This window comes from Nitrospirota bacterium (assembly GCA_016219645.1).
Taxonomy (GTDB): Bacteria; Nitrospirota; Nitrospiria; order Nitrospirales; family Nitrospiraceae; genus Palsa-1315.
On the sequence record JACRLR010000030.1, the window covers coordinates 1 to 20556 of the forward strand.

Sequence of the window (20556 nt, forward strand, 5' to 3'; positions counted from 1 at the left end):
CCGGTACGATGTGATTCCGGGGCCGAAGGTCTTTGAGACCCAGATTCACGGGAAACGGTTTGAGATGTACAACGATACGGTGCTGGGGTTCAATAAGTCGGGCAAGGAAGTGGCGCGGATTCAGGTGGAGGAGCCGATTTACATTCGGCCCGCCGAGCGCGTCAACTGGCTCTAATCCTCAGCGAGACTTCGTAGCAATAGAGGGCAGGGAGTTCGATCGAGCTCCCTGCCCTCTGTGTTTAGTGCTCCACTGAAATTCATATCCATGTCTCATGCCGAGGGTAGCTGGAAGCGATATCCAGCGAATGGGTGCTGCATCCATCTTCTCAGGCAGCATACCTACGGTCTACTGATTAAGAGGGCCTTCGATAGTTGCATTTGACAGTTGGCGGAGTGTATAAAAAGCTTCTGTTATATTGAGGAACTACCCCTATTCGTTCTCCAGGTTGGTCGGAGATTTAGCATGAATGTTTCACTGCTCTTTCCTCCAACGTGGCATCCGTCACAGCCCTATCTCAGCCTCCCATCATTGAAGGGGTTTTTAGCCCAGGGTGGTATCAGTAACGTTTCTCAGCGAGATCTTGGGATTGAGCTCTTAGATAGGTTGCTGACCCAGTCCTATGGGGCAGGGCTGTATCAGGAGTTGGTCGATAAACAGCGCGCGCTTGAGCGGGAACGAACAGGAGAAACCGGACCGGGAAGTGCCGAACATTTGGCCAGAGTGGTGGAGTCGCTGGATCGATTTTCCTACCTCATCGATCGAATTGAACCGGCCAAGGAGACCCTCCGGGGAGAAGGCTTTTACGACCTTGAATCCTACAAGGAAAGTCTCTTCCTTATTGATAAGTGGCTGGAAGTGCTCTCCACTCTCTATTTTCCGACCCGGCTAACGGTCGTTGATAATCAGTTCGGCAATTGTTCCATCTATGCATCTAAAGACCTGATGAAGATCATCAGGGATGAATCTCAGAATCCCTATATCCAACTCTTCCGTCAATACTTCATTCAGTCGATCGTCGGCGACCAGCCGGACATGATCGGAGTGTCGATTACAGCAACCTCTCAGATTATTCCTGGCTTGACACTGTGTCGTCTGATCAAGGAGGCCGCCCCCAATATCCATCTCACCATCGGCGGCAGTATCTTCACCCGATTGGTCGATAATCTGCGTCGTTGCCCGAGTCTGTTCGATCTGACCGACGATATTATCGTGTTCGAGGGCGAAACTGCGTTGCTCGAGCTCGTCAATCAATTGGCCGGGAAGCAAGATTTCGGCAAAGTCCCGAACCTGATTTATCGCCAGAACGGGAAGATTACGGTCAACCAGCCGTTTTATTCTGAAAATATCAACCAGTTGCCGGCTCCCAACTACGACGGTTTTCCGCTCGGTCTTTATCTGGCTCCGGAGCCGGTGTTGCCTGTGCAGTTTTCACGGGGGTGCTATTACAAGGATTGTGCGTTTTGTGCTCTTACTCTGGACCACCAAAACTTCAGGCAGAAAGAGCCGGGACGGACCATCGAGGAATTGGAATGGCTTAAGCAGCGATACGGGGCACAGCGATTCTTCTTCACGGACGAATGCTTCGCCTTATCACCGACCAAACGATTATGCCAGCAGATTCTTGACAAGAAATTGGACATCAAATGGACCTGTGAGATGCGCTTCGAGAAGCATCTCACCCGTGAACTCCTGGCGTTGATGCGCGATGCCGGCTGCCTGAAGATCGTGTTCGGACTGGAGTCCTTCAATCAGCGTGTGATGGACGTGATGCAGAAGGGGATCAAGCAGGAGTGGGTTCGTCGTATTGCCGATGATTGTGTCGATCTGGGGATCGCCGTGCATTGTTATATCATTGTGGGGTTTCCGACTGAGAAGGAAGAAGAAGCCCTTGAGACAATGAATTTTATCGTGGAGAACCAGCGGCTTCACAGATCGTATGGGTTTTCTTGCCAGCCCTGCCTCTTCGATTTGGAAAAAGAGGCCCCGATTATGAGCGATCCGGGCAGCTACGGAATCAGGCGCATTATGCGTCCATCAGCAGAGGATTTGAGCCTGGGTTTTTTCTACGAAGTGTCGGAGGGCATGACACCGGACGAAGCGGAGCGCCTGTACCAACAAGTCTACGAAAAGATCAGCGAAGTTGTCTGCGAGCTCCCGTTCAATTACTCGATGGCGGATGGCCTCTTGTACATTGCACGAGCGAAGGCCCAGGAAGTGGGCGTGCCGCAGCCGGCGGGGTCGTGATGAGCGTGTGTTGCAGAACCTTGATCCTATTCTGCGATCAGCACCGGTTCCGGTTTCCTCCTCACGGATGAGCAACATGATTGCCACGAGCCAGACCATTGACCGGATGACGGGGAAGCTCAGCGATCAATCCCTTCTGTTTCAGTACACGGTCAAGCTTGTCCTGATTGTTTCCTTCTCGGAATTGATCCTGTATCGGCTTGTGTCTCGCTTGGGCATGCATCTCAGCAAGTTGGCGCAGGAGCATGGGTGGATTGTCCCGACCTTCACGGCACTGACGCAGATCGGGCAGTGGTTGCTGAATGTCGTCGCGATTCTGCTCTTTCTTGCTCTGGGTGTAGCAGGGATCAATCGCCTAGCCAGTCGTGGTTTTACGGGGTTGAACCTGATTGTCATTCCCTGCGTGGCGCTTCTCTTACTTCTCACGGTGGGTTTCTTGTTGATTCCGCCTGCGTTTCTTGGGTCCGCAATCTACAATTTTGTGGCTTTAGTGGTGCTCGTCTGCCTGATGGTGGAATACCTCTCGGCCCACACCGAATGGTCGCATCGCGCCATGGGTATCACCTATCTCCTCGGAATCGGAGGCTGGTTGTATTACCAGATTGTCTCCACCATCTATAGCTTTATCGGAACCGTCGCGGCCCCGCCACTCGTCTATGAGGCCCATCGCGGGGGTGAAGCGCTGTTGGTCTTGTCCAGCATCTTTGTGATGTGGGCCTATGGACGCGGTGTCTCGTTTCGGACGCGGAATCAGCGGCAACGCCGGCGCGCTATCTGGTTTTGGGCGATCTCCGTATCCACGTTTACGCTGATGTTGTTTTTGGACTATCTGCTCCATCGGTATGATGCCGGGATGGCTGAAAACATTCGTAAGGCGGCAGACGGCATCGGGTGGATTTTTCAATTCGGTATGGGCTACACGTTTTTCCTTCCATTTGCGATCTACATGACAGGCTTGTTGTGCTGGTCCTACACGGTCATTAAGTTGCTCACCATGGGGCGACTCGCCGGGTACGGGCTCGGATTGATGTTTATTGCAGGCTATGCGCTCCTATACTCGAATTTGACGCTCATGGTCGTGCTCGGTGCCATGCTGTTGACGATGGACCGGTATCGTCGTGATGCGACGGATTCCGCACCGGCGGCTGATGCATCCATGGCAGGCCGACCGGATTCATTGGTAGGAGAGCATATTTAACAGACCTTTTGAGGATTGGGAATCACATGACTGAACCGACTGTTTCTCCCACCGAGCAAAGCCATACCGTCGTCGATCCCGGCGATCAGCCGTTGAGCCCCGACGAAGAAATCACCGAGATTGAGAAGCTTTTGGCCGCCGAGCCCGATGATTTCCAGGCCCGCTGCCGGCTGGGCGAACTGTATTTCAGCAAAGGCCGGATGGATGACGCACTCGTAGAAGTCAAGAAATCGATCGAAATGGCGGAGGGCCTCCGAACAGAAATGAATCGATCCCTTGCAATGTACTATTCGAATTTGGGGACGATCTACGCGACGAAGGCCATGACGGACGAAGCAGAGGCCGAGTTTAAGCGTGCGCTCGAAGTGTTTCCCCACGATGTCCTGGCCCTCTTCAATCTTGGACGGGTTTATGCCGACAAGAAAAAGTTCATGGAAGCCAAGGAGTATTACGAGCGCCTGGTGGAGATTACGCCGGACGATCCCATGACTTGGTATAATCTTGCAGGGGTGTACGTGGAACTCGATAATCCAGAGGTGACCGATTACAACACGATCGACCTGGCCATCCAGTGCTATCTTCGCAGCCTCGAACTGGACCCCAAACATCTCGAGGGTAGTTTCAAGCTGATGGAGTTGGCACTCAATCACAAGAAGACGGATCTCGCCATCAAGGTCATGGAAGAAGCCGTCGAACAGAATCCCGAGGAACCGCTCGCCTATTACAACTTAATTAGTGTGTACGATAAGGCGAAGATGTTCGAACAGGCCGAACAGGCCAGGAAGCGGTTGAAGGAACGGTTCTCCAAACGGGCTAAGGAAAGCAGCGCATCCTGATCACCCCACTCGTAGGGAGGGACATACCATGTTTGGAAGTCTTGGTTTTACAGAGTTGATCCTGATCCTTGCCATCGTGCTTCTTATTTTCGGTGCGGGGAAGTTGCCGCAGCTGGGGGAAGGAGTCGGTAAGGCGATCAAGGGCTTTAAGAAGTCCGTCCATGAAGCGGATGCCATTGAAGCCGAAGCCCAAGGGGCTCAGCAGCAGATGGCAGCCGTTCCACAGCAATCAGCTTCGACAGCCTCAGCGCAAGGACCGGGTCCTGTGGAACAGCAGGCGGCGCCGGTTCAATCAGCTTCACGCGGCTAACGAGCCGGGATTGGGCCACAGACTGATGGAAACCGACCTGCAGCTCGCGACTGGCTATATCGAAACCTTTGCTGGAAATGGTAAGGCTAGGAGCACCGGTGATGGGAAACGGGCGGTCAAGTCCGGGATTCCTCTTCCCCATCATGCCGCACTTGATAAGGACGAGAGGTGGCTCTACTTTGCCGAGTCCGGTTCCGATCGTATCCGGCGCGTCAACCTCCTGGAAGGAACGCTCCACAATTTCGCCGGTATCGGTGAAACCTGCTATAGCGGAGACGAAGGCCCCTGTGGGGAAGCCGGGCTCTATTTACCGCTCGACGTCGCGTTTGATTCCAATAACGACCTCTTTATCTGCGATTCAGGTAGCAACCGTATCCGAAAAGTAGACCACAAGACCGGTATCGTCACCACGATCATCGGAACCGGGCAGCATGGGTTCAACGGAGATGGCCCGGGCCTTGAAATCAATCTCACCTGGCCTGCCGCTATCGCGTTTGCTCCCGACGATGTCATGTACATCGCCGACACCCAGGCGCACAGAATCCGACGATATGATCCCAGAACCGGCATGGTGACGACTGTGGCCGGAACCTGGACGTCAGAAGACGAGGCCCGTGAGCAACCCCTCGTCGCGCGTAATTTGGTCGTGCTCTCAGGGGATGCCATCGGCATTGATTTCAGCGATGACCAGGGCTGGCTCATGCCGGTCTGTTCAGATGGACTGGACATGTCCATGTATCTTGACGATGGAAAACATGCACTCGAAGCTCGTCTCTATGATGTCGTCGGGCTCACGCTGAATGGGAAGGGCGATATTATTTTTGTCGACAAGGGCAGTAACCGAGTACGCAGCATCGATCATCGTACCGGTGTTATCTCCACAGTAGCAGGCGTGTGCCGGTACGGCTATGACGGGGATGACAAGCCGGCGACCAGAGCCATGCTCCATGCTCCGGAAGCTGTGGTGGTCGATCAGCATGATAATCTCTATATCTCCGACACGATGAACCACAGGGTGCGTAAAGTTGATGCGTCGACCGGACTCATCACGACGGTGGCAGGCAATGGAGACAGCGGCTACGAAGACAAGAATATGGGTGGCTGTGGCGCCGCACGCTTCGTAGCGAAGGAATCGGCAGGGACCGTGAAACATGGAGATGGACTTCTTGGAGTGGAGGCTGTCGTCAATTCTCCAGTCGGCCTCGCACTGGACTCTCAGGGGTATCTCTACATATGCGAGCGGGGAGAAAACAAAATTCGCCGGGTTAAGCTCTGGTAGGCCGACTAGGGCGGTCGAACGGTTTTCCTCAACCTTGGGGTATTCTGAAGGGATGAAGGTGTACTCCTCCCTGTCACTCGAGGGCCTGACATAGTGCGTACGAAGACGAAGACTTCTTCCCGCCCGCTGCTTCTCATGTTTCTTTCCATTCTGGTCATGGCTGGCGTCTTAGTGGGCTTTGGAGTTCCTCTCGTGAGTTCAGAGGGGATGATTATCCGCGCGCGCCTTATCGAGGGGGAGTTGCCGCTTGGGCCAGAGGATGGCGCCTGGTCCAAGGTATCACCGATGACCATTCCATTGAGTGGTCAAGTAATCACCAGGCCTGTTTGGCCTGAGCCGACGGTCAGAGCATTAACGGTTCGGTCGTTCCACAATGGTACGGAAATCGCGTTTTTGCTCGAATGGCAAGACAACACGAAAAATGACCGTCTGACACCCGGAACCTTTCGCGACGGCGTGGCGATAGGGCTGCCGCTTGGCGATGCGCCCGCATTCTTCTGCATGGGCCAACTCGATCACTACATCAATATTTGGCACTGGAAGGCCGATTGGCAGAGCGATATTGATCGCCGGGCCGCCAAGACATCCGAGAAAGCTCGAGAAGGTGTACGGACGTTTGAAGTCATTCCACGACGGGCCTCTTCGGTCGAGGACCTTATCGGCGGAGGCTTTAGTACTCTGACGACCAAAGAGAAACAGGGTCGTGTCCAGGGGAATGCTGTGTGGAAAGACGGGGTGTGGCGTGTCGTCATGCGCCGCCCCTTGGTGAGTGAAGAGCAGGAGAACGAAGCAAAACTGATCCCAGGCCGCGTGCAGACCATATCGTTTGCCGTATGGAATGGTGAGAATAAGGAACGGAACGGACAGAAGGCTGTTGCGCCTTGGTTCCAGCTTATCATCGACCCAGTCTGAAAACTCTAGCAAGATGCTGAAAATGGGGGCGAGGTAGCTGGGACGATCCCCGTGCTCGCGCAACGCGCGGCTTCAGAAAGCCCTCGTTGGACGCGCGCAGTTGGGATCATCCCAGCCACCCTTTATAATGTGATGGTTCGTCTGCGGCCTTGCTTGGGACAAGGCGCGTCTTGGCGCGCCAGGGTTGGGCGGGTGAGAAGTCGCCATTTTGAGCATCTTGCGAGATTGCTCTGCTGACGGATGAGAGGCGTGAACGTTGGAGGAGGCTCGGATCAGCTCAGTCAGTGTTCATACAAAGGCCCTTCGGAGTGGAAGGGCCTTTGTCTTGTGTGGCAGCCTGTGCGTAGGAGCCCTCGGCGGTCTTGCGGCAGTGACGCCATGCGCGGCAAATTCAGACCAGATGACTGTGGATGAAGCCGCGCGATTGGGTGAAGAATTCGGAGTGATCGTCGGAGATGTGGATGAGGACATCAAAAAAGAATTGAAACTCGAACGGGCGCAAGGTGTTGCGGTCTTCGAAGTGATCGGGAGTTCGCGCGCAGACTATGCCGGAATCAAGGTCCGATCTATCATCAAGGAAATCGACAAGATCGAGATCAGGAACATGATCGATTTTGGGAAAGCGATTCAGCGAGGGATGAAAGCTTGTAACTTCACCGTCGGCACCTATGAGCCCGCTGATGCAGGCGATCCGGTTGGGTGGGGGGTAAATTTTCATTTCGTTGGATGCAAGCGGGACTAATGATGTTACGACACAGATGGTGTGTACCACGAATCGCCGGCTTGGCCCTCACGTTCGTTGTGGCCTCCATCAGCCTGACCTTCGGCCAGGCCGCTGCAGAGAAGACAGCGGTTCAGCCTCCGGGTGATTGGATGGAGGAAATCGAAGAAGTCTTTATTCGGTCGGAAAATTGTAAGCAGTGCCATGATCGACACTATGAAGAGTGGAAAGGTGCGCGCGAGCAGACGCCGGATCTCAAAACTTTTGGCCGGGTTGATGCTTCGCTGTTGCATGGGACATCGCTGGAGTCTCCGGTCTTCCGGACGGTACTGGGTGTTTGGCTCCAGACCAACCCGACAAGCGACGAGCGTGGTCGCTGTCTCTCGTGCCATGCGCCATCAACAACCATCTTTCCTCAGCATACCGACAAGATCGTGGCTCAGGTCCTGGCTGGCACACCGAAAGTGGAAGGTATCGGTTGCGCCTCCTGCCATCTGATCAAGCAGGTTGAGCAAACATCAAACTCTCCGCCCTCGTTCAAGATCGAGCCAGGCAAAATGCTCTATGGCCCCTATGCAGACCCTGAGGATAATCTTGTCCACCCTGCGATGCAATCCGTGCTGTTCCGTGGCGCGAACTATTGCGCATCGTGCCACTTCGACAAGGTTAAGGATGTCACGCAGAAGGATCTGCCAGGCGAGATCTTGCAGGGGACCGTGTGCCAAGACTGCCATATGGAGCCCTCAACCGGCAGTTCTACCTCAAAGCGCGGTGCCATGACGCGAGCAATTGGTCGCCACTGGTTCCGGGGCGTCGTCGTGTCCGGTACCATCCTCAAGAATCGAAACCTACAGGCTGAATGGATGCCCCGCGTGGATCTTGAAACCACCAAGTCTGCCTCGTCTGTGGAGGGCACAGCGCTGGTGAAAATAGGCAGCCTCCCTCACAGCTTCCCTGATGGCGACCCTGTGCTCAAGCAGTTTTTTCTAGTCATGACTGTCAAGGATGCGCAGGGCAAAGTGCTGAAGGAAGAGACGAGGCAGTTTGGCTTGCCCTATGACAAGATTCTCCGTGGCCCAATTCCCGATCCCTTTATCAAGGGGGGCTATACGCGAAAGGTTCCCTTCTTCCTTGCGATTCCATCTGACGCGACTGCGACATCGATTGAAGCGGTGTTGAGCTATGCGTTGATTCCCACGCCAGAACCGGCGCTCAAGGAGAAATATCTTGCAACGTTGGCGACGGAGAAAGAGCGGGAGAGCGCGAAGAAGATTTTGGATGAGTATACGCAGCCGCGTCTTCTAACGTACCGGGCCAAAACTCTTTAGCAGGATGCTGAAAAAGGCCACCAGTGGCGTTCTCGGCTCATCAAAATCCTCAACGGGGACCCGGCCGCCTCACCACTCGGCGGCGCGCACAAACGTGGTGCTCCTTATTCGTCGCACCGTGCGCCCCTGAGGGTACGCTTCCGGTTTCGATTCGCCTGCGGCCTTGCCCGCGGAACGGCGCGTCTTGGCGCGCCGGGGTTGGGCGGGTGAGAAGTCTGGATTTTTTGAGCATCCTGGGTCGAGTTTGATATCGGTACTATCTAAGAAGTTGAAGCAGAAGGACAGCATGATGGTGCGACACTCGATCCGTATGCAGATATCAATCAGTGCGGTGGCCGTTGTGGTGGCGTTATTCCTCTCGCCTTGGTTCGGGAGCAGCCTCTTCGCGCAAGAAGCGGCCAAACCTCAAAACAGCCTCGAAAAGACCTTTCCGAGTTCCAACAAGTGTAAACGTTGTCATGAGCGTGTGTTTGAAGAGTGGGAAACCTCTCCGCTCGCTCGTTCGATCCATTCCCCGGCGTTTCGCGCTTCCCTCGACGCGTTCTTGACCTCTCCGGCAGGAAAAGACAAAGCTCAATGCTTTCGCTGCCATGCTCCGCACGTGCGTGAGTTCCCGGAGCAGGTTCAGCATTTTATCGATGAGGCCAAGTCTGGCGACCCATTGCTGGATGGGGTGGGCTGCGCGCAATGTCACTTGATTAAACAGGTCGATCGAACCAAACATCCGCCGGAGCCCAAGTATGATATTGAGAACAAGAGGGTCTATGGTCCATATAAGGATTTCGCGCAGAACCTTGCGCATCAATCGATGGAGCTGGCGCTGTTTCAAGGGTCAGACCTCTGCCTCAATTGCCACCAGTCCGTCCCCTCGGCTGCCAACTTAGGCAAGACCAATGATCTTCTGGGCTATTGGGATCAGAATAAGGCGGGCAAGTCAGGCAAAGAATGCCAGACTTGCCACATGCCGGAGCAGATTGGCGAGTCAGCAAACGGGGAGAAAAAGCGGAAAGTCGCAAACCATACGTTCCCCGGTCGTATCGGCAAACTTCGCCAGGAAGCGGCCAGGCTTGATGTTCAGACGAAAATCGACGGTGAGAAGACCACCGTCACGGTGAAGGTGCAAAGCCTCGTTCCGCACAATCTGCCGGCCACCCATCCGGCCTGGGCGTCTCTGTTGTTGGATCTGGATATCAAGGGGAAAAATCTGAAGACCGTCTTTACGGAGAAGCGGGTCTATGGCCGGGTCTATCAGGACGCCAAGGGCCAGAAGACAAGTTTCGATTTTGAGGCGGTCAAGGTCCTTGAAGACACGGTCTTGAAGGCGGAAGAAATGCGTGTCGAGACATTTATATTTCCCACGCCGAAAGATACCAGGACGTTCGATGTCGAGGTGACCCTCAACTATGCGCCTCTCACAGGTCCTGCCTCATTTATCCAGCGAGTAGAAGTCGAATCTGCGAGAGGATCGATGGACCCGGTCTTTCAGCCGATCGAGATCATCAAGTACGTCGAGAATATCCCGGTTACGAAGTAACGTCGTTCGTCGCTCGTGAAGCGTGAAGCGCGATCGGATTGGAGCAAGGCTAATTTCTGTTCAGAGCGAACGACGCTTCACGAGATACGCTTCACTCGAAGATCACGCTGGAGCCAGGCGACTTCATCTTAAATATCTGAACGGCGTTGTACATACCCTTGGCCGGGTGGTTGAGGATGAGGCGGGAATTGGTAATGTGGGTGTCGAGTAGCTCGTATTGGCCACCGCTGAAATAGATATCACAGTCATCGATCGCGCAGTTTTTGTAGACGTGGTTGTCGAGCGACAGCCTGGCTTTGCTGAACGTCTGTCCCTCCACCAAAATATAATCCGGCGCGACGCCCACGACTGTTTCCTCCGCCGCGCACTATAACAAAGTCGGCCACCGCCGTAAACCTTTCGGCTCTAAAACTTAGATGAGCCAGGTGCAATAACTTCGTATGGAACTTGGGACACCACTCAGCGTAATATCGGTACTCGCTATAGATCAAAATGAGTCGGGGTATAAGTTTTTGCGACGGGCTCAAGGGCGCTCCATAGCCGTATCCTTCTGCAACCGGAGACAAGAATCGTGGCCATTGTAATTGTTGATGATTCGCGAGATGAGCAGACTCTCCTGTCAACCAGGCTTCGCGCGGCCGGTTATGAGGCACTGATGATGGCCGATTCCGCGGAGGCTGTGTTGGGGATGTTGAGTCAAGATGGTGCTGGACAGAGGAAGGGAGAGATCGACCTCATCCTTATGGATATCATGCTTCCTGGGGTGGATGGACTTGAAGCCTGCCGACGTATTAAAGCAATCGAATGGCTCCGGGACATCCCCATCATCGTCATCACGGTGAAGACCGATGAACAGGCGCTCCTTGCAGCTTTTGCTGCAGGTGCGATGGATTATATCCGCAAACCGGTCAATCCAGCGGAACTCGTTGCCCGTGTGGCTTCAGCCCTGACCTTGAAAAAAGAACGAGACACCCGGAAGGCGAGAGAACAGGAATTGCTGATGCGGACACAAGAACTCGAACAGGTCCTGCGGGAAGTCAAGGTGCTGCATGGGTTGATCCCAATCTGTGCCAATTGCAAGCGGGTGCGAACAGACAACGGGGATTGGCAATATCTAGAGGAATATATCCAAACCCATTCAGAAGCTGAATTTAGTCATGGCATCTGCCAGGTATGCATGAAAGAGGTCTACCCCGGTGTGATCAAAGACTGATGGGCAGAAGCAATTGCGACTGTGCCGGCAAAGATGAGGCAAAGGTTGTGATGCTAGACGCCTCTCGATTCAGTGGGCAGCGTTGATTGAGCAAGCAGCTGCACTGCATTCTCTTCTTTTAGCTTGATCCTCTTCTCCCACCTGTATAGAATGGCCCACCTTTTCAGGTAGTTAGCTGCACGGATCGAATCCGCAGTACCTCGCGTTTCGTCCTTCTGGCTCATATACTTTGGATGGGTTGAAGCCTCAGGGAGTTGTGTGACATACATTACGGGTTGGCTATTTTGCGAGGAGCTGAGATCAGCGCTTTTGCATGATAGTCAGGTTCCCCAGCACACCGCCTGTCTGGGTGCGGGATGACCTGCGAGGCTGCAGGCAGACACGAAAGACCGGGGGTAAGGGGCCTTATCGCTATCTTGATAACGGGAGGACTGTATTGTGAGTGATTCCGTGATAATTACGTTTGCCTTAATAGCAGCGGTGACCGGCATCGCATACGGCCTGTATTTGGCCATGTGGGTATTCAAGCTCGACGCCGGAAACCAGAAGATGCAGGATATTGCAAAAGCCATCCAAGAAGGCGCGAGTGCCTATTTAAACCGGCAATACAAGACCGTCGGTATCGTTGCCGCAGTGCTATTTGCCATCTTGTGGGGGGCAGGGGCTGTCTCCGACAAGTTCGGCTTATTGACTGCGATCGGATTTTTGATCGGCGCAGGCGCATCGTCGGTAGCTGGGTATGTCGGCATGGTCATCGCAGTGCGGGCGAATGTCCGAACAGCTCAGGCCGCCCATCAGGGAATGAATTCGGCGCTGACCGTGGCATTCCGCGGCGGTGCGGTGACGGGACTCTTGTTGATCGGATTGGGCTTGCTGGCCATCACCACTTTCTATGCGTTGGCTGCGCAGTTTGCGGGGCAGGAACATGCGATCCATGCATTGCTGAGCCTTGGGTTCGGCGGCAGTTTGATTTCGGTATTTGCCCGTGTAGGCGGTGGCATCTATACGAAAGCGGCGGATGTCGGCGCAGATCTCGTCGGGAAAGTCGAAGCAGGAATTCCGGAAGACGACCCTCGGAATCCGGCCGTCATTGCAGACAACGTGGGCGACAATGTCGGCGACTGTGCCGGTATGGCGGCGGACCTCTTTGAGACCTACGCAGTGACGACAGTGGCAGCGATGGTCTTGGCGTTCACGCTCTTCAAGGGAGTCAGTGCTCCGATTCTGTATCCGCTCGCGCTCGGGGGCGTCACGATTTTCGCGACGATTATCGGTATTTTCTTCGTGAAGGTGAGTGAGGGCGGCGAGATCATGACGGCGCTCTATAAAGGTTTGTTTGTGGCGGGCGGTATTGCCGCAGTGGCGTTCTATCCTGTGACGAGCACCATTATGGATGGTGTGGGCGGCGTGAGCGGGGTGAGCTACTTTATCGCAGCCTTGATCGGCTTGGCCGTGACCCTGGCGCTCGTCTTTATCACCGATTACTACACCTCCAAAAGCTATAATCCCGTGAAGTCCATTGCAAAGGCCAGTGAAACAGGTCATGCGACGAACATCATTGCCGGATTAGCCGTCGGGATGGAGGCAACAGCCTGGCCAGTGGTGGTGATCGGGGCGGCGATTCTTTCGAGTTACTGGATCTGCGGTGGTGCGGCATCGGGCGGCTTATATGGAGTGGCCATTGCGGCAGTGTCGATGTTGTCGATGGCCGGTATTGTGGTGGCGATTGATGCGTTTGGCCCGATAACAGACAATGCCGGTGGTATTGCGGAGATGGCTCATCTCGGCAAGGAGGTTCGGGACATCACTGATCCATTGGATGCGGTCGGGAACACGACAAAAGCTGTGACCAAAGGCTATGCGATCGGCTCCGCCGGTCTTGCGGCCGTCGTACTGTTCGCTGAATATGCTCGTGAGGTGGCGAAGGGCAGCGGGGCAAGCACGTTCGACCTCTCCAACCCTTCCGTCCTGGTCGGCCTCTTTTTGGGCGGGATGCTGCCCTTTATCTTCGGTGCTCTCTGTATGAAAGCGGTAGGAGAAGCAGCCGGTATGGTGGTGGAAGAGGTGCGCAGGCAATTTCGGACGATCAAAGGGATCATGGAGGGAACCGGCAAGCCGGAATACGGGACTTGTGTGGATATCGTGACGCAGGCGGCGATCAAGAAGATGATGGTGCCGGGGTTAATTCCTGTCATTTCGCCGATTATTGTCGGTGTGATCCTGGGACCGCAGGCGTTAGGCGGCATGCTTGTCGGCAGCATTGTTACAGGGCTGTTCGTCGCCATCTCCATGACGAGCGGCGGCGGTGCATGGGACAACGCCAAGAAGTTTATTGAAGAGCAGGGCAAGAAGGGGACGGATACCCACAAGGCAGCAGTGACTGGCGACACGGTCGGCGATCCCTACAAAGATACGGCTGGTCCGGCGATTAATCCGATGATCAAGGTCATCAACATTGTGGCCTTACTCATTGTGTCGCTGATTGTGAAATAGCGAGACGCGCTGGACGTGCGAGAAAAGCGGGACGAGCTAGACGGAAGAGACTTCGAGGTTGTCGGAACTGCGGATCCTGAATCTCGAATTTCGTGTCGCGCCTGTCCCGCACATCTCGCTTGTCACGCTCCTGCCTCGCTTCCCGTTTCCAGGCTCGGCTTGACGGCTGAAAGAATCGTGAGGTAAGGTGTTCGTACGGGATCATGCTGGTGGCTGATCCACGAGAGTTCCCCAGATTCACGGGAGGTGCTCGGATGGAGAAACAGGAGCGTAAGCAGGAACCCAGGAGAGAGCCGCAGGGGAAGGAAGAGGTCAAGGCCAATCCGAAGGTCGTCGAAGCCGGTAAGAAATTGAAGGAAGACATCGATAAGCTGGTCGATGAAATCGACGATGTGCTTGAAACCAACGCAGAAGAATTCGTCAAAAACTATGTCCAAAAAGGGGGGGAATAGCCACGGCTGCCCTGTGGCCTATCCTCTCCTGTTCCTTCCTCCTCATACTACTCCGGTGCTCAGGGAGCGCCTCTGTCCCTGTTCAGCATGCCATTCGATTTCTCCGGTTTGACAACGCAGCACTGAGCGGCTAGTATCCCCTTAATTGTCAGATAGTTAGCTTCTCTTGAGACTCAGGACCCTTGAAGAGGCCTTATGAAGTCCAAGCTCTGGGTCTTCCGAGACATCAATATGTCCCAGCGGGCTTCATTGGCCCAGGCCCTATTGATTTCACCTGCCGCCGCATCACTGTTTCTCGCTCGTGGTGTGACTACGCCACATGAAGCGACGCGGTTGATGTCGCTACAGTCGCCGCATGACCCGTTTTTGGTTCCCGATATGGAACAGGCCATTGAGCGACTGCATCGGGCTGTGAATACTCACGAGCCGATTTGTTTCTACGGCGACTATGACGTCGACGGGATTACTGCGACCAGTCTATATCTGTCCTTCTTTGGAGGTTTGGGAGCAAAGGTTCGCGCCTATGTTCCACATCGTCTCCGCGAAGGCTATGGACTTAATCTCGGCGCAGTTCAGCGATTACATGACGAAGGCATCTCCCTCCTGGTGACATCTGATTGCGGGACAACTTCGCACAAAGAAATTGAGTTGGCGGCCCAGCTGGGTATGGATGTGGTAGTGACGGACCATCACCAGAGCGACGAGGTGATGCCACAGGCTGTGGCGGTGCTCAACCCCCATCGAACCGATACCCTTTATCCTTTCCGTGGTCTTTGTTCTGCGGCGCTGGCCTACAAAGTGGCGCAGGCGTACCAGGTACGGTACGGGGTCGCTGGTGTGCCGTTGGAGTCGCTGCTCGATCTCGTGGCATTGGCCACGGTCGCGGATGTTGTACCCTTGCAGGATGAGAATCGAAGCTTTGTGCGCGAAGGCTTGCATCAGTTGTCGCGTGGCGCCCGCTGTGGCATTCGCGCACTCAAGCAGGCGGCTGGCGTGACGCGCGACTGTACGGCGGAGACAATTGCCTTCAAACTGGCGCCGCGCATCAATGCTGCGGGGCGATTGGACGATGCTATGCTGGGTGTGAGGTTATTAACGACCGAAATTCCGTCCGAAGCGCAGCAATTGGCAGACAGGCTTGAACAACTGAATCATGAGCGGCAGCGTATCGAGATGGATATCATGACGGAGGCACTGGCTTCGCTTAAAGATTCCGCTTTACCGCGCGTGCTCGTATTGGCTTCCCGGCACTGGCATCTTGGGGTGGTTGGTATCGTCGCGGCACGCCTGGTCGATCGGTTTCAATGCCCGGCCATTGTCATGGCTATCAATGAGCAGGGTATAGCGAAAGGCTCGGCCAGGACGACGGGCGGGTTCGATCTCTATCAAGGATTGGCTGCTTGTCGAGAGGTGTTGGAATCGTTCGGGGGACATCCGAGTGCCGCAGGTCTAACTATTCGCGAGTCTCGAATCGACGAGTTTCGTGCCATGTTTTCCGACGTGGTGGCCGGGTGGGTGCATGACGGCTATAAGGTTCCGACGTTGAATGTCGATGCTGAGGTGCGTCTGAATGAGGTGAATCTCCAGTTGATACAGGAAATCGGCTCGCTGCACCCGTTCGGTGCGGGCAATCCAGAGCCGACGTTTGCGGTGACCGGTCTCGAAGTCATGGAGTCACGCACCGTCGGTGAAAAACACTTGAAAATGACCGTACGGCAAGGGAGGTCGCTGCCGTTCGACAGTATCGGATTCGGCATGAAGTCGTTGCTGGAACGGGGTATCCCGTCTCGTGCTCCCGTCGACCTCGCCTTCACGCCGGAACTCAATCACTGGAACGGCCGTGATCGGATTCAGCTTCGTATACGCGACGTTCGGCTGAGCGCGAGTGAGTAAGTGAGAGAACCATGGTGTACCAAACCGTCACAGAACTCGACCAGCTGCTGGATCGGATTAAAGGCTATTATGCCGATGCCGATCTCGGCCTCGTTCGGAAGGCCTACGAATTTTCTGCCAAGGCGCACGTGGGGCAACGTCGTCTTTCCGGAGAACCGTATGTTCAGCATCCCATCGCCGTCGCCGGAGTCCTGACCTCGCTCAAAACAGATGTCACCGCCATCGTCGCAGCATTGCTGCACGATACCCTGGAAGATACGGTCGCAACGCCTGAAGAACTCGAAAGAGAGTTCGGAAAGGATGTGGTGCATCTGGTCGATGGGGTGACAAAGATCGGCAAAATCACATTTCGGAGTTATGAGGAAAAGCAAGCGGAGAATTTCCGCAAGATGGTGTTGTCGATGGCGGACGACATCCGTGTCGTTCTCATCAAGCTCGCCGACCGGTTGCACAACATGCGCACCCTGCAGCATCTCCGTCCAGCCAAGCGGCAGGAGATCGCGCAGGAGACGCTGGAGATCTATGCACCATTGGCCAATCGTCTTGGAATCGGGTGGATCAAGAACGAGTTGGAAGACCTCTGTCTCAAACACCTGAAGCCTGATGTGTACGAGACATTGCGTGTCCGCGTCGCGAAACGTGACGAAGACCGGCAGCAGTATATTGACGAAGTCCGCCGACTCGTGCAGAAGGCCATGCAAGAGAACGGGTTGGTCGGAAACGTATACGGACGGCCCAAACATCTCTACGGCATTTACCAGAAGATGCATAAGCAGTCGATTACATTCGAAGAGGTCTACGACCTTACTGCGCTGCGGATCGTCACCGATACGAAGATGAACTGTTACGCCGTGCTCGGAGTGATTCACTCAGCCTGGCGGCCTGTGCCAGGGCGCTTCAAGGACTACATTGCAATTCCCAAATCCAATCTCTATCAATCGCTGCATACGACGGTGGTGGGCCCCAAGGGAGAGCATGTCGAATTCCAGATCCGCACGGAGGAGATGCATCGTATCGCCGAGCACGGCATCGCCGCGCACTGGAAATATAAAGAACAGGGCCATGTGGCCGATCGTGACAGCAAAGCTTTCGGCTGGCTGCACCAGTTCGTTGAATGGCATGAAGATTTGACGGATAACCGGCAGTTCATGGACTCGGTGAAGCTCGACCTCTTTCACGATGTGGTGTATGTGTTTACGCCCAAGGGGGTTGTGAAGGAGTTGCCGAGAGGGTCGACACCCGTCGATTTTGCATTCGCGATTCATACCGAGGTCGGGGACCATTGTGTCGGAGCCAAGGTGGATGGAAAGATCGTCCCCCTCAAGCATCAACTGGCCAGCGGAGATACGGTAGAAATACTGACCTCTCCCACGCAATCGCCGCACAAGGACTGGTTGAAATTCGTCCGCACCTCCCGTGCGAAGACTAAGATCAAACATTGGATCAAACTGGAAGAGCAGAAGCGGAGCATTGAGATCGGCCGTCGTTTACTGGAGTCGGAGTTCCGCCGTCAGGGGATGGCGCCGGCCCGGATGTTTAAATCACCGGAGCTGTTACAAGCCGCTCGCCAGTCGGGGTTCGACAGCACCGATGAATTGGCTGCGGCGGTGGGTTTCGGCCGCGTGGCGACATCGCAGGTCATCGGTAAACTCACGGTTCTGTCATCCGGAGCACCGGAACCGGCGCTGACTCAGGAACGTCCCACCTCGCGGAAAACGGTAGGCGGAAAGAGCGACAGCACCGGTGTGCAGGTCAAGGGGTCTCGGGATCTGCTGATGCAACTGTCACGTTGCTGTCACCCTGTGCCAGGCGACCGCATTCTCGGGTATATCACTCGTGGCCGTGGACTGACGATTCATGCTGTCGATTGCCCGAATCTCGAAGCTCTGGATTATGACAAGGAGCGGTTAGTGGAAGTGGAGTGGGACTCCGCTACCCCCAGCACACACGCAGTGAAAATGTCCATTGTGGCTGTCGATAAGACCGGCGTTCTGGCGAATGTGTCGTCCGCGATTGCAGAATGTCATGCCAACATCAGTCGTGCTGAAATCACGACGCGTGAGGATCAGAAGGCCATTCTTGATTTTGTCGTGGAGGTTTCAGATACCCGCCATCTCGACCAGGTGCTGAAAGCTGTTGAGCGTGTTGATGGGGTGATTACGGCGAGACGGATGAGGGCCTGGCAAGAACGACCCTAGCCCACAGGATGCTGAAAAAGGAGGCGGGGTAGCTCAGGCGATCCCCGTGCTCGCGGAACGCGCACGATATGAATGTGCTCGTTCGACGCGCGCAGTTGGGATCATCCCAGCCACCCCTTATAGTGAAGTGATGGCTTGTTGCGGCCTTGCCGGACGAACTTTTTGAGCATCCTGCGTGAGGGGAGCCTGCTAGGGGATTCGGAACTGAAGTTTTGATCCTCGCTGCAGTTTCAAACTCTCAGCTCGCCCTGCTGCAAGTTCTAAGACATAGAGCGCGTCTTCGTTGGGCCGATATTGCGGGCAGCTATCGTCCGTTCTGGTGCAAATCGGGACGTTTTGTTCCATATGGATAATCTGTTTTTTTTCATTTATCCAGATGAGGTCGAGCGGGATTTTTGTGTTCTTCATCCAGAACACCCAGGCCTGTGCTTGGGTGAATGTAAAAAGCATGCCCCGGTCCGCATCCAAATGCTCACGGTACATCAATCCCGTTGCGCGCTTTTGAGGGGTGTCGGCCAACTCTGCCTGAATGATGGCCCCTCCAGGGAGGGTAATCTGGACCAACCCGAGTGTGGCAGGATCGGCCCCCGCATGTGTGCTGCATGGGGTGGAAAAGAGCAGGATGAAGAAAAGCGCGAATAATCTTGGCCGTTGCACGGCGGCATCCTAATCGGCCTATGGGAGATGAGTCAAGCAGGATGGCTAGGACGTGGTCTCCGGTAATTCTGATTGTGGGCGCCTTGCAATCACGCGGTTGCCTATGCCATCCTCGGTCCTACGAGGCCAGGAGGGACCGATGAAAGAGATCCGGAAAGTGCATTATGTCAAAGGCGTATTTGTGTGCCCGAAGTGCCGGCAGTCGTACGTGCAGGAAAAGTGGATCGAAGAATGGCGGGTACGTTGTCACAAGTGCGACTATCGTGGAACATTGACAGAGGTTTCCGTTGAAGAACGGATGGAAGAGGAAGTTATCCGTCGCTGAACCGGCGCCAGTTTTGTCGCCTGCCCACGTTTCTCCGTAAGTCGATGGCCCGTTCTCTCATCCATAGTTCACAATTCTATCTCATGGGTCGTATGGCTCTGTGTGCCCTGCCTCTGGTGTCGGGTGCCGGCTTGAGCGAGACATTCGCCGACGAGCCGCCTCCACCGGTGAAGGTGCTCGTAACTTACCATTCTCTTTCCGGCAATACGGAACGGCTGGCTGAAGCGGTGATCGATGGTGTGAAGAGCGTGCACGGCACCCAGGCGCTATTGAAGCGGGTTGGCAAGGTGACGGCGGACGATCTGTTCTCTGCTGATGCGGTCGTCGTCGGCTCGCCGGTCTATTGGTCGAACATGTCTGGAGAGGTGAAAACCTTCTTCGATAATTGGCAGTTTAAATTCGGTGTATTCCCCGAGTTTAAGATGAAGAACAAGATCGGCGCGGCCTTTGCCACCGGTGGCCAGGTGTCGAGTGGGAAAGAGGTCACGATGCTGACGATCCTTGCCGCGATGCTGGGAAATCAGATGATCGTCGTCAGTGGGGGTGGGGCTTTCGGCGCATCTGCCACCACGGAAGGCGACAGCCCCGGTATCGACAACCAGGAGTTGGCCGATGCCAAAGAGTTAGGTCGACGTGTGGCAGAAGTGGCTGTGATGATGAGGAGAGGTTCTTCCCACTAACTGGCTATAAGGCTTTATCTGGGCTAGCGTTGTATGCTGCTGAAGACAAGGTCTTGCTGTGCGCTCGCTGCAATCTGAACAAACTCGTCAATATTTTTTGAACAGCGACCACAGCATCCTCGCTGTTTCAGTCTAAACTTCGTCTTGAGTTGACAAGGCGTGGTGATACCACCCCGTCCTGCTTCTCGGACATCCGACTCGGTAATTCCCTGACAGAGGCAAAGGTACATGGGCGACATTCCTAACCGGCGGACAGTGCCTGTGGGTCGGTAACGATTCTGA

19 protein-coding genes and 1 pseudogene are annotated in these 20556 nt (G+C 54.9%); 17 read left to right on the forward strand and 3 right to left on the reverse strand.

Annotation, left to right across the window (positions count from 1 at the left end):
* The 10 genes and pseudogenes from HZB34_11660 to HZB34_11705 all read left to right on the forward strand — a co-directional run.
* A partial coding sequence (locus HZB34_11660; protein MBI5316620.1) for a nitrate oxidoreductase subunit beta occupies positions 1-175 on the forward strand: 175 nt, incomplete at its 5' end.
* 288 nt (positions 176-463) lie between these two features.
* Complete coding sequence (locus HZB34_11665; GenBank protein MBI5316621.1) at positions 464-2245, forward strand: radical SAM protein; 1782 nt, start codon at positions 464-466, stop codon at positions 2243-2245.
* 76 nt (positions 2246-2321) lie between these two features.
* A complete protein-coding gene (locus HZB34_11670; GenBank protein ID MBI5316622.1) occupies positions 2322-3443 on the forward strand; it encodes a hypothetical protein in 1122 nt (373 codons plus the stop codon).
* Positions 3444-3469: 26 nt separating this feature from the next.
* Positions 3470-4279, forward strand: a complete 810-nt coding sequence (locus HZB34_11675) for a tetratricopeptide repeat protein (protein ID MBI5316623.1) — start codon at positions 3470-3472, stop codon at positions 4277-4279.
* A gap of 28 nt (positions 4280-4307) precedes the next feature.
* Positions 4308-4460 (forward strand): annotated as a pseudogene (gene tatA / locus HZB34_11680) (twin-arginine translocase TatA/TatE family subunit).
* A gap of 139 nt (positions 4461-4599) precedes the next feature.
* On the forward strand, positions 4600-5868 hold the full coding sequence (locus tag HZB34_11685) for a hypothetical protein (protein MBI5316624.1): 1269 nt from the start codon (positions 4600-4602) through the stop codon (positions 5866-5868).
* A gap of 93 nt (positions 5869-5961) precedes the next feature.
* The gene (locus tag HZB34_11690; GenBank protein ID MBI5316625.1) at positions 5962-6780 is read left to right on the forward strand and encodes a hypothetical protein; all 819 of its coding nucleotides are present in this window, start codon (positions 5962-5964) and stop codon (positions 6778-6780) included.
* A 400-nt stretch (positions 6781-7180) separates the two neighbouring features.
* The gene (locus tag HZB34_11695) at positions 7181-7522 is read left to right on the forward strand and encodes a hypothetical protein (GenBank protein ID MBI5316626.1); all 342 of its coding nucleotides are present in this window, start codon (positions 7181-7183) and stop codon (positions 7520-7522) included.
* Positions 7522-8829 (forward strand): hypothetical protein, encoded by a 1308-nt coding sequence (locus tag HZB34_11700; GenBank protein ID MBI5316627.1) that lies wholly within the window; start codon positions 7522-7524, stop codon positions 8827-8829. The genes HZB34_11695 and HZB34_11700 overlap by 1 nt, the downstream gene beginning before the upstream one ends.
* Positions 8830-9115: 286 nt before the next feature.
* Positions 9116-10363 carry a hypothetical protein gene (locus tag HZB34_11705; GenBank protein ID MBI5316628.1) on the forward strand — a complete coding sequence of 416 codons (1248 nt, stop codon included), beginning with the start codon at positions 9116-9118 and terminating at the stop codon, positions 10361-10363.
* Between the two features lie 91 nt (positions 10364-10454).
* Here HZB34_11705 and HZB34_11710 read toward each other — a convergent pair whose 3' ends face one another.
* Complete coding sequence (locus tag HZB34_11710; GenBank protein ID MBI5316629.1) at positions 10455-10709, reverse strand: hypothetical protein; 255 nt, start codon at positions 10707-10709, stop codon at positions 10455-10457.
* Positions 10710-10934: 225 nt separating this feature from the next.
* On the opposite strand from HZB34_11710, the gene HZB34_11715 reads away from it, so the two are divergent.
* The 5 genes from HZB34_11715 (at position 10935) to HZB34_11735 (ending at position 18612) form a co-directional block, all read left to right on the forward strand.
* Positions 10935-11576: a response regulator transcription factor gene (locus HZB34_11715; protein MBI5316630.1), complete on the forward strand. Its 642-nt coding sequence runs from the start codon at positions 10935-10937 to the stop codon at positions 11574-11576.
* A gap of 438 nt (positions 11577-12014) precedes the next feature.
* The gene (locus HZB34_11720; GenBank protein ID MBI5316631.1) at positions 12015-14069 is read left to right on the forward strand and encodes a sodium-translocating pyrophosphatase; all 2055 of its coding nucleotides are present in this window, start codon (positions 12015-12017) and stop codon (positions 14067-14069) included.
* A 254-nt stretch (positions 14070-14323) separates the two neighbouring features.
* Complete coding sequence (locus HZB34_11725; protein ID MBI5316632.1) at positions 14324-14521, forward strand: ubiquitin-like protein Pup; 198 nt, start codon at positions 14324-14326, stop codon at positions 14519-14521.
* 195 nt (positions 14522-14716) lie between these two features.
* Positions 14717-16414, forward strand: a complete 1698-nt coding sequence (gene recJ, locus HZB34_11730; protein ID MBI5316633.1) for a single-stranded-DNA-specific exonuclease RecJ — start codon at positions 14717-14719, stop codon at positions 16412-16414.
* Positions 16415-16425: 11 nt separating this feature from the next.
* Complete coding sequence (locus HZB34_11735; protein MBI5316634.1) at positions 16426-18612, forward strand: bifunctional (p)ppGpp synthetase/guanosine-3',5'-bis(diphosphate) 3'-pyrophosphohydrolase; 2187 nt, start codon at positions 16426-16428, stop codon at positions 18610-18612.
* A 189-nt stretch (positions 18613-18801) separates the two neighbouring features.
* On the opposite strand, the gene HZB34_11740 is transcribed toward HZB34_11735, so the two are convergent.
* Complete coding sequence (locus HZB34_11740) at positions 18802-19269, reverse strand: DUF192 domain-containing protein (protein MBI5316635.1); 468 nt, start codon at positions 19267-19269, stop codon at positions 18802-18804.
* A gap of 139 nt (positions 19270-19408) precedes the next feature.
* Between HZB34_11740 and HZB34_11745 the strand changes: the two genes are divergently transcribed.
* Complete coding sequence (locus tag HZB34_11745; protein MBI5316636.1) at positions 19409-19594, forward strand: hypothetical protein; 186 nt, start codon at positions 19409-19411, stop codon at positions 19592-19594.
* An 83-nt stretch (positions 19595-19677) separates the two neighbouring features.
* Complete coding sequence (locus HZB34_11750; GenBank protein ID MBI5316637.1) at positions 19678-20274, forward strand: NAD(P)H-dependent oxidoreductase; 597 nt, start codon at positions 19678-19680, stop codon at positions 20272-20274.
* A gap of 23 nt (positions 20275-20297) precedes the next feature.
* On the opposite strand, the gene HZB34_11755 is transcribed toward HZB34_11750, so the two are convergent.
* Positions 20298-20504, reverse strand: a complete 207-nt coding sequence (locus HZB34_11755) for a (2Fe-2S)-binding protein (protein ID MBI5316638.1) — start codon at positions 20502-20504, stop codon at positions 20298-20300.
* Positions 20505-20556 lie beyond the last annotated feature (52 nt).

What these genes read in the sequence shown, in the direction of transcription:
- HZB34_11665 (MBI5316621.1), top strand. Translation starts at nt 464, where the DNA reads ATGAATGTTTCACTGCTCTTTCCTCCAACGTGGCATCCGTCACAGCCC.
- HZB34_11670 (MBI5316622.1), top strand. Translation starts at nt 2,322, where the DNA reads ATGATTGCCACGAGCCAGACCATTGACCGGATGACGGGGAAGCTCAGC.
- HZB34_11675 (MBI5316623.1), top strand. Translation starts at nt 3,470, where the DNA reads ATGACTGAACCGACTGTTTCTCCCACCGAGCAAAGCCATACCGTCGTC.
- HZB34_11695 (MBI5316626.1), top strand. Translation starts at nt 7,181, where the DNA reads ATGACTGTGGATGAAGCCGCGCGATTGGGTGAAGAATTCGGAGTGATC.
- HZB34_11700 (MBI5316627.1), top strand. Translation starts at nt 7,522, where the DNA reads ATGATGTTACGACACAGATGGTGTGTACCACGAATCGCCGGCTTGGCC.
- HZB34_11705 (MBI5316628.1), top strand. Translation starts at nt 9,116, where the DNA reads ATGATGGTGCGACACTCGATCCGTATGCAGATATCAATCAGTGCGGTG.
- HZB34_11725 (MBI5316632.1), top strand. Translation starts at nt 14,324, where the DNA reads ATGGAGAAACAGGAGCGTAAGCAGGAACCCAGGAGAGAGCCGCAGGGG.
- recJ (MBI5316633.1), top strand. Translation starts at nt 14,717, where the DNA reads ATGAAGTCCAAGCTCTGGGTCTTCCGAGACATCAATATGTCCCAGCGG.
- HZB34_11735 (MBI5316634.1), top strand. Translation starts at nt 16,426, where the DNA reads ATGGTGTACCAAACCGTCACAGAACTCGACCAGCTGCTGGATCGGATT.
- HZB34_11745 (MBI5316636.1), top strand. Translation starts at nt 19,409, where the DNA reads ATGAAAGAGATCCGGAAAGTGCATTATGTCAAAGGCGTATTTGTGTGC.
- HZB34_11750 (MBI5316637.1), top strand. Translation starts at nt 19,678, where the DNA reads ATGGGTCGTATGGCTCTGTGTGCCCTGCCTCTGGTGTCGGGTGCCGGC.
- HZB34_11755 (MBI5316638.1), bottom strand. Translation starts at nt 20,504, where the DNA reads ATGTACCTTTGCCTCTGTCAGGGAATTACCGAGTCGGATGTCCGAGAA.